Here is a 12655-nt window from a genome sequence, read left to right on the forward strand (position 1 = left end):
AATAACTAAATGATAACAAGTAGGAGATTTGATGTTATGTTTGAAGAATTTAAAAAATTTGCAGTAAAAGGAAATGTTATTGACTTAGCTGTAGGAGTTATTATTGGAGGTGCTTTTGGAAAGATAGTTTCATCTTTAGTAAACGATATAATCATGCCGGTGCTAGGAATACTAATAGGTGGTATAAACTTTACAAATTTAAAGCTCGTTATACGACCAGCTCAAAATGGAGCAGCAGAATTAGCCGTGAAATATGGCCAATTTATGCAGTCTATAGCAGACTTTCTCATTATTTCTTTCTCCATTTTTCTCCTTGTGAAGGGGATAACTTCCCTTAAAAAGAAAGAGGAGGCACAGGATAAAAATTCTCAACCATCTAAGGAGGAACTTCTTCTTACTGAAATTAGAGATTTACTTAAAAAGAGAACAAAGTAAATCTCTTTTATTTATAGTGCATTTGTCAGTTAAAGAATATCGTATAAAAACTAAATATAATAAGATGAATGAAAACAATGATCTAAGGGTTATACTAAAAAGGATAAACTATATGTTAACTTAAGAATATTGGTTATCTTAGACTGTATAAGCCAAGGGTTTAAGTATTTAACAGAATAATTAAGGAAATATCTAGGAAGTGACCGTGTAATGAAAAAACTTATTATATTAGGATTTATCATGGGTATGTTATATTTTACTGCGGAAGGCTTTTGGCGAGGTTGGACTAATATATCAATGTTGTTTGTAGGTGGTATTTGTGGAGTGCTTATAGGGTTGCTAAATCAGTTTCCTAAGTATTACAAATTTAAAATTTGGCAGCAATGTATATTAGGTACAATAATAATTGTTTCAATAGAGTTTGTTTCAGGTGTTATATTAAATATATGGCTAAAACTTAGAATATGGGATTATTCTAATAGATGGGCTAACATTAAGGGGCAAATATGCTTAACTTATACTATTCTATGGTTTTTACTTACACCCTTTGTAATATGGCTTGATGATTGGCTAAGGTGGAAGGTATATGGTGAAGGCAAACCCTATAAGATAAGAGAAACCTATAAGCAGCTAATCTATCTTTTATAAAGTGAAACTTCACTTAGATGGAGTTTTAACCCCATCTAAGTGTTAGTTGAACCAGCCCGGCATGTATCAGCAGTTATAGGCAGTATAAGAATTTTAATAGGCTAAAGCTAGAGAGTTTCAGTATGCACAGCATAAGAATTCTTAACTAGATAAAGCTAGAGAACGCTAGTAACTTACCAATTATAGAAGGGGAAGTTTTAGGGCCTGTAGTCATGGGATAAAATTTTTATTAGTATTTGCTTTTATTTAGTATAGGTAACTTTATTTTTTTTAGATGCTTATCCAAAATAGTGTTGCTAGTGGTTTCAAGAGAATCAAAGTCTATAGGGGATATTATAAAGTTGCTGTTATTTTCTATATTTAAAAGAAAATTAACAATATTTTTTGACACGTTAGGGTCATTATAATTCCTTTGGGAATCTTTAATTTTATTTAATTTTTCTGCGTTATTTGATAGTAAATCACTTATAGTATTTTTTATGTTTTTTATATCTTCACATACTACTCCAAGATTATACTTTTCTGCAAATTCTGGATTTCCCTCTTCCTGACCAGGTAAAGCACCTGTTATTACTAATGGTAAATTACATGCTATGGCTTCCATCATAACATTAGGGCTTCCTCTTGTGATCGCAATATCACAGGAGAGCATTAAGTCCTGTATGTTTTCCAAAAAACCATAAATTTCAACTTTATCACCATATTTTTCACCTAAGGATTGCTGTAATCTATTTCTTAATCTTGTATTTCTGCCTGCAACAATTTTTACAGTACAATTAAAGTTATTAAGAAGAATTTCAGCTATTTTCTTCATATTTCCTACACCTTCACCGCCGCTCATTATTAGACATCTTAAAGGCGTATCTGTATTATAATCATTATATTCGTCCAGGACTTCCGTAGGTTTTTGAAACCTTGAACGTACTGGAAAGCCTAAAAGTTTTATTTTCTCTTCTGAAACTCCATATTCAATGCATTTATCTTTTGCTTCCACTGTTGGACTTATAATATAGTTGACTCTTGGATCCGCCCATAATGGATATATACTTACTAAATCTGCAATTAAAGTAACAAGAGGAATATTAATCTTACGCTTTTCTAATATATTTATAATAGATCCATTAAAATTAGGGTGTACAGATAAAATTAAATCAGGCCTAACTTCTTTTAGTAGATTTATAAAGTTATTTTCTATGACTAGCTCAATAAATTCATTAACAAATGATGGCCTAATAGATGATAGCTCCCATATCAGTTCCCATAAATTTTCGGAATTCCTAGTTATTGGACCATATGACTTAGCCATATTAAGTAGAGCTTTTCCACCAAGGGAGAATCCATCTACAACATGGACTTTAACAGTATTATTTTCTTTAAAATGTTCATTTAAAGATTCAGTTATACTTTTATGACCATGTCCAGTAAAGTTAGATGAAATAATAAGTATAGTTTTCAACATTATATTTTTCCTTTCATCGTTAAATAAATTAATAAAATCACAATTAAATATAAATTATACCAGTTAATACTAATTATATAAATAGATTGCCCTATAAACTCATTATTTACAAAAGAATATTTTTATCCGATGACTACCCGCTCTAATACTCCCATCTTTATAGGAAACTCCTCTTCAGAGGAGTAATCACAGAGTAAGCGACCATATCAAAATTGCAGATTTTGTATGTCTGCTTAACCTATTCGCACAAAATCACAGATTTTGGCTCTCTGCTTAACTGGGAGTAAAGAGCGGATACGTCCCAGGATTTGTTCAACTAAGAATCAGGTAGGGGTAAAAAACCTCATCTGATTCAAGTTTCACTTTATCTATACTAAAAAATTTAGCTATTTAATAAATGTTGTGTAATATAAAATGATAAACTCTATTTGAATAAAGAAACTTAGTCAAAAATTATCATAACTAATCTATATATTACCTAACTAAGATTAAAAGAAAATTAAATTATAATTATAATTAGGTTAAAATATATTAAAATTATATAAAACTGAAACTTAGCATTTGTGTTAAATGTATATGACAGATGGAGTGAGATTGAAGGTTGAAGCACAAAAAGCTGTTGAGTACATTACCAAGGAATTGGTGAAAAATAATTATAAAAATAGAGTTTATAAGAATAGATAGCTATGATTCAGTTAAAACTTATACTAAATTAAACTAAAAAGTGTGGTGTTTTTTTAGATGATATTTTTAGACAGAAAAGATGCAGGAGAAAAACTTGCCGCTATTCTTGAAAAATTTAAAGATGAAAATGCGATTATTCTTGCAGTGCCTCGGGGAGGGTTAGAAACAGCATATGATACAATTAAAAAGTTTGGTTGTCAATGGGATTTGATTATTCCAAGAAAGATAGGTGCTCCACAAAACAAAGAAGTAGCTATAGGAGCAGTGTCAGTGGACGGGAGTTATTTTGTAGATGACTATTATGTTAAGATGCTTCATATATCGCAAGAGTATATAGAACAGGAAGTCTCTGAACAAACATACGAAATTAAAAGAAGAATGAGAGAATATAGAGGAACAGATACATTTCCAGAGGTTAAAGATAAAACTGTAATTATTATTGACGATGGAATTGCTACAGGCTTTACTTTACTTGCAGCAATAAAGTCTATTAAGAAACAAGGAGCGAGGAAAATTATTCTAGCTGTGCCTGTAAGTCCTAAGGAAACAATTGAAAAATTTGAAGAGCTTGTAGATGAGATAATATGTATTCATATACCAGAAGACTTTTCTGCTGTAGGGGTATACTATATGAATTTTGAACAGGTTACTGATGAAGAGGTATTCAAAATAATAGATAAATTAAAGAAGAAGAGTATTATTATTTAGTATTAAATTACAAAAATGAATAGAAATATTTACGGTTGGGCAAATTTTATAATTTGCTTTAACATACGACCATATATTTCATAGCTATATAACTATTGAATACGGAAAATTCTCGTTGTTAATGTCAGTTCTTCATTGGATTAATGACGGATTAATGGCAATATTTTTCTTTGTAGTTGGAGAGCTTAAATCTATAAAAAAACCATAGTACCTGTTGCGGCAGCTGTTGGTGGTATGATTGTTCCAGCAATTATCTATATAATATTTAATTATAAAAAACAAACTAGTATAGGTTGTGGTATTCCAATGGCTACAGATATTGCATTCGCTTTAGGGATACTTTCTTTGGTAGGAAGAAAAAAAGCACCTAAGGGAATTGTAGTCTTTCTTACAGCTTTAGCCATAGTTGATGATTTAGGAGCTATTCTTGTAATTTGTAAAAAAAATTTAACATTTATTTAATGATAAATCTGTATAATTATTAAAAATTATAGTATATTGTAAATATAAGGTATTTGCACATATTAATCAATTATATAATATTTATGTAAATTATATAAAATATGTAAGTGAAATAAATAAAAAATTGAATTATTTAGAGAGAAAATACCACTTTACAAGTTTGAGAATTTCCACTAAATACTGATTGTAGAAATGTCCTATGATTTTTTTAAAAATTTTAAATTTGCATTTTTTCTATTTGAAACTTGGTATAGATCTAAAAATGTAAAGGATGAATGTTATGAAAAAAGTAAAACTATTTTGTATACCACATGCTGGTGGTTCTGCTGCTGTTTATTCAAAGTGGAAGAAATATATAAATCCTTCAATTGAGATTTGTCCAATAGAGTTAGCAGGAAGAGGAAAAAGATTCAATGAAAATTTATACAACAATATTAACGAAATTGTTGAAGATATTTATGAAATTATTAAAAATAACTTGCAAACTGATTATGCTTTCTTCGGTCATAGTATGGGAAGCTTAATAGCTTATGAACTAACTTATCACATAATGAAATTAAAAAATAAATCACCTAAGCATATTTTCTTTTCAGGTAAAAAAGCACCTCATATAATGTATAAAAATAGACTTATTCATACTTTATCAGATATAGAATTTAAAAATAGAATTTTAGAGTTTTCAGGAACTCCAAAGGAAGTTTTTGAGAATAGAGATATGTTAAATATTTTTGCACCTATATTAAGAGCAGATTTAGGTATATTTGAAACATATAAATATGTTGAAAAGCACTGCAAACTAGATTGTAATATAACAATTATAAATGGTAAGAATGATGACTTAACAATAAATGATATTTCAGGTTGGAAACAGCATACATCAAAAAGTTGCAGTATATATTTATTTAATGGAGGTCATTTTTATTTAAATGAGAATCTTGAAGCTTTAATAAGTATTATAAATACAACTTTAAATTAAGAATTTATTAAATAAAGTAATTAAAGTAAACTTGCATAAATAAGTTTACGTGATTAGGAGGTTATATATACAAAAATATTAGTAACATTATATTAATCAAAGAAAATATAAAAAGGTGTAAATAATTTAAAGTGAAATTTATACCGATTAGAAAAAATTTAAAATTATATTTTTTAGAAATAATATAGGTTAGGGTGGTGTATATGTATGTTAAACAATGAATTTAGTAATACTAAGTTATCAATTTTAAAACTAATCTCACAGATTACAGGTCACAATATTGAAGATTTAGAAGTAGATATGTATCTTGAAGGGGACTTAGGTTTTGATTCAATAAAAATGGTAACACTTATGAATGAATTGATGAAGCTTATTCCTAAAGATGAAGTAGGAGATTTTACAAAACAATATCCTGTAGAATCACTTATGGTGTTAGATACAATAGGAGATATTGTAGATGTTTTTCATCAATGGAATTCATCTAAAAATAATGATTTTGATGAATTACAAACTAATAATAAAGTAAATGAAAATGAAATTTCAAAAAATGAAGACGTTGATAAAGAACAACAACTTGAAATTTCAAATGCCCAATATCCATTTTTAGCGTCTTATTGGGCGGTTGGTACAATAACAATTTGTTCTGGAGTTAAGGTAAGAGGAAAGTTAAATATAGATTATTTATGGGAAAGCTGGAAAGAGTTAATAAGTCATCATCCTATATTAAGATCTTATTTTAAAGTGTCGGAAGATATAAAAGCATTTAAAGAATATAAATTGGTAGCTTTAAAAAATCCAGTTCCAGAAAAAATTACTTTACAAGATATTAGGCACTTGGCTGTCGAAGAACAAAATAAAGAAATAAAGCAAACTATTGAAAATTTAATAAATAAGAAGTTTAACATATTTAAATGGCCGTTACATAATATTATGGTAATTCAGACGAAGGATTTAGAATATGAAATCATATTTTCTAATAACCATCTTATTTCTGATGGATTAGGAAATCAGCAGATAATTAAAGAATTACTAGGATTATATGGAGCTAAGATATCTGGTAAAGAATTTAAATTATCCAATAAAATTGATGTTACTGATTATAATGAGATAATAGAAAAAATTAATTCATGGAAAGATGTTGAAGATGAAAAAAATCTTCAAGAATATTTAAAAAAGCAAGGCAAGGGAAAATATTTTTTTAATCCATATGAAAAAAGTAAAAAAGTAACTCATCCATATGCAGATGTAAAAAGTATAAAGTATTGGATAGATAAAGATGTAGTAAATAAACTAGTTTTATGCACAAAAGCTTTTCGTGTATCTTTGTTTACCTTAATTGTTAGTGCTTATTTAAAAACAATTAAAGAAAAAGACAGAGAAGCAAAAAATATTATATTCAATTTACCTACTGGTGGAAAAATATATCCTAATGTGGATGCTACAGGAGTGCTAGGGTGTTTTGCTCAAAATTTAGCATTAAGCTTTTATTTTGAGGAGGATAATGAAAATTGGGAAACTTTAATTAAAAGAGTAGATAAGGAAATAAAGAATGCTATAGCCGCTGGATTTGATAGAGAACAAATCTACCAGGCAGCATCTGAAGTGAGAGAAAAGGAGATGCTAGAACATGGTGAGATGTCAGAGCTTACTTCAGCTTTTATAAGAGCAAGCTTAAAATCCAATTTGTATCTATCTTTTGTTGGAAATACAAATATAAATGAATATTATGAGGATATAAATGTTTATGATTATGAAGCATATACCTCCACTAATGCAGGGGCTATTGATAACCTTGTGGAAATTTTTCAAGGTAAAATGTTAATATCTTCAAATTATGATAGCTCATTCTTTAAAAAGGAGTATGTGGATTCTGTTATTAAGAGTTTAATAAATAATATTGAAGAATTAGTCTCTTATAATTTACAGTCTCAAACTATTAATGAAAAAAGTACAAGTTATAAATCAAATGTTATTGATGAAGTTTGCAACTTATTTAAGGAAATTTGTTGTGTATCAATTAACAATAATGATATTGACAAAGATTTAGAAGCTGAATTTGGAATGGATTCACTAGAACGTATCCGTATAATTACAAGAATTACAAAGATTTATAAAAATGTTAATAAAAATGCATTGTTTGAATGTAGAACGCTAAGAGAAATACTTTCAGTTATTGATAAAGGTATTGAAAGTGGTTCAAAAGAAGAAGTAAATGATTATGAGAATATTTTAGATATACAAATCCCATATATGAAAATAATACAGCAATGCAAGGAAACGCCTAATGAGATAGCAATACTTTATAAGGATGAAAAAATAACCTATAGAGAATTAGACAACTTATCTAATAAAGTTGCGAATTATTTAAGAGCACAAGGAGTAAAAAAAGGTTCTTTGGTTGGAATTATGACATTACCAGGATCTCTAATGTTAATAGGAATGCTTGGTATTTTAAAGTCTGGAGCAGCATATGTTCCTGTTGATGCAACTTATCCTATGGATCGTATTAGATATATAATAAATCATGCAAAAATACAAATACTTCTAACAGAAAACTCATTAAAGGATCAATTAGCAAACCTGCTTGAAGATGATGAGAATATTCAAGGCGTAATATTTTTGGATTACGGACAACCTATTCAAGGGGCTGTTAGCTTTGTACAGGTTGAAAAAAGTACTTGGAATGAATATCCAAGTGATGCTCCACAGTATGTTAATAGTGCTGATGATTTAATGCTAATTATTTATACATCAGGGTCAACAGGAAATCCTAAAGGAGTTATGTTAACTCATGAAGGATATATGAATAGGCTTGAATGGCATCAGAAAATGTTTAATTTAAAGGTAGGAGAAAGGGTTGCACAAAAAACTTCTTGTTGCTTTGATATATCAATATGGGAATTATTTTGGCCGTTGATGTATGGTGGAACGGTATGTCCAGTTAGAAAAGAAATTGTTAGAAATCCATGGAGATTAGCTGAATGGATCATAGAAAACAGAATAAATATTATGCATTTTGTTCCTTCTCTGTTTGGAGAATTTGTCCATACTATAGAAGAGGACAACTATGAATTTAAAGACTTACGTTGGCTTATTTATAGTGGAGAAGCATTACCTATGTCATTTATACAAAAATGGATAGATAGATATGGAATGTCTACAGGACTTGCCAATTTATATGGACCTACAGAAGCTTCCATAGATGTTACTTATCATATTATAGAAAAGAGACCTGGCTCTGATGGAGAATTAAGTATACCAATTGGTAAGCCTGTTGATAATGTTTATATTCTTAATTTAGATGAAAATATGAAGGAACTTCCAGTAGGTGAAATAGGGGAATTGTGGATTGGAGGTATACAAGTTGCTAAGGGATATTTAAATAATCTAGAAAAGACTGCAGAAGCTTTTAAACCAAATCCATTCAAGGAAATACCAGGAGAATATTTATATAAAACAGGAGATTTAACTTCAAAAAATCCTGGTGGAAGCTATGAATATCATGGTCGTATAGATAATCAAATAAAAATTAGAGGCTTTAGAGTTGAGTTAGGTGAAATTGAAGCAGCACTTGATAGTCATCCTAATGTAAAAGAAGCAGCAGTTATAGCTATTGATCATGGCTTAAGTCAAAAGAGACTAGTTGCGTGTTTATCTGGAATACCTGTAGATGATAAGGAAATAAAAGGAAAAATATCAAGTAAACTACCAGAATATATGATTCCTCATAGTATACAATGGTTAGAAAGTTTGCCTAAAACCCCAAATGGAAAGGTTGATAGAAAAGCATTAGTTAATATAGTGTCAGTAAAAGGCGAAGTTGAAGCTAACAAAGTAAGCATAGAACCTAAAACAGCTGAAGTAGCAGTTGAAATAGAAGCTAAAGTTAGTGAGATTACTGGAGCTAAACAAAGGGCAGAAGTTAGTACAGTTCCACTTGCTCCAGCACAAAAGTGGCTTATGAATTATTTTGACTATCCATATCAATGGACAGGTTTTACTAGGTTTACTTTTAAGCAACCCTTGGATTTTGAACTGTTTAATAAGGCACTTACTTTGCTATGCAACCGTCATGATATATTGAGATGTGAGCTAGTTCAAGAGAGAAACAAATGGATTCAAAAAATTCTTCCTGAAAATTTAAAAGTAAAGGCAGACTTTTATGATGGAACTCATCTTTCAATAGAACAAAGAAACAATGATGTTCAAAATATAATAATAAAAATAATAGAAGAATTACATGTGGACAGATGGCCTTTATGGAAGGTAATAGTAGTTAAGATTTCAGAAAATGCTTATGATATATCAGTTGTAGGACATCATCTCATATCAGATGTGATTACTAATAAGATATTATTTCAAGATATGTGGAAAATTTACGCAGAGCTTCTTTCGGGAAAGGAAGAAGTAAAATTACCACCAGTAAAATCATATAAGGACTTTATTTTAACTGTTGAAAAAGAAAAGAAGGATAAAGGCTCAAAGTTTATTGATTATTGGAAAAATAAATTTCCTTCAGAGGATCATGCATTTAATATTCCTTTTGATTTTAATAAAGGACCTAATGATGAGAAATCAGCAGTTACAGAGACTTTTACACTAGACAAATTGTCTACCTCTACTTTATTAGGGAGAGCAAAGAAACATTTTAATACTAATGTTTATTCTATTTTATTAGCACCACTCTATAAAATGTTAAATGAAGTCTATAACAATTCAAGGGTGGTTGTAAGTCATAGAGTTCATGGTAGAAATATAGGAAATAATTCATTCTTTGAGACTGCTGGTGATTTTGCGGTGAATTTTCCATTAGATATAAATGTAGAAGCAAATGATGAAATAAAGGATATAGTTCAAAAAATAAAGGGTAGTTTTGATGAATTACCAATGAATGGAGTTAGCTATGATCTTATTTCAGACAATCTTCCACTTTATATGTATCCAGATACAAAATTGACGCCTGTAAGAGCAAATTACCTTGGAAACAGAAATCTTCCTAATTTTGAATCCATAGAATTTTCTAAAGAAAGTATTGATAGGAGATATTCATTACCACATCAAAAGAGAACATCAATATTAGAATTCTTTTTCTCAATAGTAGATGAAGAGTTAAAGCTTGAAATAGAATACTCAAAAAATCTATTTAAAGATACAACTGTTAAGATGTTAGGAGATAAATATATTGAAACTCTTAAATTAATGCTTTCATCGGTTCCGCAGATTGCATCAAAGCATGATTTGCAATTTACAGAATCAAAAGTTAAAGGATTATTATCAGATAAGGTTGCAGTTATCACTGGAGGAGGAAGAGGAATAGGAAAAGCCATTGCGCTATCAATGGCAAGTGAAGGTGCAATGGTAGTTATAATGGCTAGAAATGTTAAACAACTTGAAGAAACAGCAGAGGAAATTCGAAGGCTTGGAAGCAAAGCTTATATTATAGCAACTGATATTACTGATATTGATAGAGTAAAAGAAGAAATAGATATAGTGATAAAAAAGTTTGGCAAAATTGACATTCTTGTTAACAATGCAGGTATAACAAAAATGGCTTCCCTACTAGATACAAAACCTGAAGAATGGAAAAACATAGTGAATACAAATTTATTTGGAACCTATAATTTATGTTATACAGTAGTTCCTTATATGATAAAACAACAGGGTGGAAGAATTATAAATATAGGGTCGGATTCTGCATTAATTGGATATCCACTTATGAGTGCTTACTCTGCATCAAAGCATGGTATTTTAGGATTAACTAAATCATTGTCAGAAGAATTAAAAATCCACAATATTCAAGTTAATGCCGTTTGTCCAGCTTTAGTTGATACAGATATGGCTCCACAAGCCTTTAAAGCTAAGGCTATACAACCTGAGAAAATAGCAGAAGTTGTTATGTTTTTATCATCTCCTGGTTCTGATTGCATAACTGGGGAAACTATTAAGGTGTATGGAAAGCAGGATATGTATTGGTTTGGTTCGCAGCAAATGGTAATGCTTCAAGGTGCATTAAAAACAAGATAATTAAATCCCTTATTTAAGAAATGAAGAATTAGATAGAAATCAATATTAATTTGAGAGGTTATGTAAATGAATAAAAATACAAAAATCGCTGAATTATGCAGCAATAACAAGTGGGTAATTTACATAATGGCATTTTTAATAGGCAGCGCCATGGGTATAATAATTCCTCTTACATCTACTCATATGTCTAAAAATAATGTAAGTAATACATTAATTGGGGTTATTTCTTCTGTATATTTTTTTACAATTGCTTTTGGGACAATATTTATTAATAAAAAAATGAAAAACAAAGATTTAAAGAGTCTTATTTCCTTAGGTTTATTTATAAGTTCCATATGTACTCTGGTTTTTCCAAGGTTGTCTAGTGGTTTAGCTTGGTTTATTTTAATGGCATTAATGGGGTTAGGTGTAAGTTTTCATTTAGTAGGTACTCAAACTGCCTTGCATAGCTTTTCAGATGACAATACAAGAGGAATTGTTAGTGGAGTGTACACCTTGTTTTTTGCTTTAGGCTTTGCTAGTGGCATCATAGGAGGTCCTAAAATGTATGAAAGCTACGTATGGCTTCCATTTATAGTAGGAGCTACTTCCTTGCTCATTGCAGCGCTTATGATGCATTTTAAGATAAAGGATAAACTAACAATATCTACAAATTCTAATAAACAAGTAATTAAGAAAGTTTCATTATCCTTACAAGGTGCATTTTCTTATGGATTTATTGAAAATACTATTGCTGCACTTTATCCTTTATTTTTATTGCAGAGTAACTTTTCTCTTTCTCAAATGGGATATGCTTTAGGAATGTTTGTAATTGGTGGAATAAGTGGAACGTTACCAATTACATACATTAGCGATAGGATAGGACGTGAAAAGGGATTAATAATAAGTGTATTAATATCTATTTTGTCCATTGTTGGAATAGTTCAGTTTAATAACTTAAACTATATATTGATCTTTTCCTTTATTGCAGGTGTTGGTGTAGGAGCTATTTATCCTGTATCTTTGGCACTTGCGGCTCAAGGCTTGGATAGTGAAGAGATTATTTCAGCCACCTCAATGTTTACTTTCTTTTATGGTTTTGGATCTGGGGCTGGTCCATTACTATCTTCTTTTGCCATGGATAGGCTCGGTAATAATTATTTATTTAGTTTAAGTTTGGTACTTTTAGTAATACTTTTACCACATTTATTTGGAAAAGTAAAAAATCTAAAGTACGTAAATTAGCTTTTAACTTTTAGCAATAATTATGCAAAAGACAA

The 12655-nt window shown here is 29.5% G+C and carries 7 protein-coding genes and 1 pseudogene; 7 read left to right on the top strand and 1 reads right to left on the bottom strand.

Annotated elements, in window-relative coordinates; translation table 11 throughout:
- The first annotated feature begins 36 nt into the window (after positions 1 to 36).
- Both mscL and HGI79_RS00430 read left to right on the top strand, forming a co-directional pair.
- Positions 37 to 435, top strand: a complete 399-nt coding sequence (gene mscL / locus HGI79_RS00425; protein ID WP_185648749.1) for a large-conductance mechanosensitive channel protein MscL — start codon at positions 37 to 39, stop codon at positions 433 to 435.
- 210 nt (positions 436 to 645) lie between these two features.
- A complete protein-coding gene (locus HGI79_RS00430) occupies positions 646 to 1083 on the top strand; it encodes a putative ABC transporter permease (protein WP_185648750.1) in 438 nt (145 codons plus the stop codon).
- A gap of 229 nt (positions 1084 to 1312) precedes the next feature.
- Here HGI79_RS00430 and HGI79_RS00435 read toward each other — a convergent pair whose 3' ends face one another.
- Positions 1313 to 2542, bottom strand: a complete 1230-nt coding sequence (locus HGI79_RS00435; protein ID WP_185648751.1) for an MGDG synthase family glycosyltransferase — start codon at positions 2540 to 2542, stop codon at positions 1313 to 1315.
- A gap of 741 nt (positions 2543 to 3283) precedes the next feature.
- Between HGI79_RS00435 and HGI79_RS00440 the strand changes: the two genes are divergently transcribed.
- The 5 genes and pseudogenes from HGI79_RS00440 (at position 3284) to HGI79_RS00460 (ending at position 12620) form a co-directional block, all read left to right on the top strand.
- Entirely contained in the window at positions 3284 to 3934 is a 651-nt protein-coding gene (locus HGI79_RS00440) for a phosphoribosyltransferase (protein ID WP_207725660.1), read from the top strand.
- A 52-nt stretch (positions 3935 to 3986) separates the two neighbouring features.
- A pseudogene (locus HGI79_RS00445) lies at positions 3987 to 4369 on the top strand (Na+/H+ antiporter NhaA); the annotation flags it as partial.
- A 307-nt stretch (positions 4370 to 4676) separates the two neighbouring features.
- Positions 4677 to 5372, top strand: coding sequence for a thioesterase II family protein (locus HGI79_RS00450; protein WP_185648752.1), 696 nt, complete (start codon positions 4677 to 4679; stop codon positions 5370 to 5372).
- Between the two features lie 207 nt (positions 5373 to 5579).
- Positions 5580 to 11396 carry a non-ribosomal peptide synthetase gene (locus tag HGI79_RS00455; protein ID WP_185648753.1) on the top strand — a complete coding sequence of 1939 codons (5817 nt, stop codon included), beginning with the start codon at positions 5580 to 5582 and terminating at the stop codon, positions 11394 to 11396.
- Positions 11397 to 11462: 66 nt separating this feature from the next.
- Positions 11463 to 12620 carry an MFS transporter gene (locus tag HGI79_RS00460; protein WP_185648754.1) on the top strand — a complete coding sequence of 386 codons (1158 nt, stop codon included), beginning with the start codon at positions 11463 to 11465 and terminating at the stop codon, positions 12618 to 12620.
- The last annotated feature ends 35 nt before the right edge of the window (positions 12621 to 12655 follow it).

It is taken from the genome of Clostridium sp. DJ247, assembly GCF_014231265.1.

Excerpts from the sequence above, each read along its gene's own strand:
- HGI79_RS00435 (WP_185648751.1), bottom strand. The coding sequence starts at position 2,542 with ATGTTGAAAACTATACTTATTATTTCATCTAACTTTACTGGACATGGT.
- HGI79_RS00460 (WP_185648754.1), top strand. The coding sequence starts at position 11,463 with ATGAATAAAAATACAAAAATCGCTGAATTATGCAGCAATAACAAGTGG.
- HGI79_RS00440 (WP_207725660.1), top strand. The coding sequence starts at position 3,284 with ATGATATTTTTAGACAGAAAAGATGCAGGAGAAAAACTTGCCGCTATT.
- HGI79_RS00455 (WP_185648753.1), top strand. The coding sequence starts at position 5,580 with ATGTTAAACAATGAATTTAGTAATACTAAGTTATCAATTTTAAAACTA.
- HGI79_RS00430 (WP_185648750.1), top strand. The coding sequence starts at position 646 with ATGAAAAAACTTATTATATTAGGATTTATCATGGGTATGTTATATTTT.
- HGI79_RS00450 (WP_185648752.1), top strand. The coding sequence starts at position 4,677 with ATGAAAAAAGTAAAACTATTTTGTATACCACATGCTGGTGGTTCTGCT.
- mscL (WP_185648749.1), top strand. The coding sequence starts at position 37 with ATGTTTGAAGAATTTAAAAAATTTGCAGTAAAAGGAAATGTTATTGAC.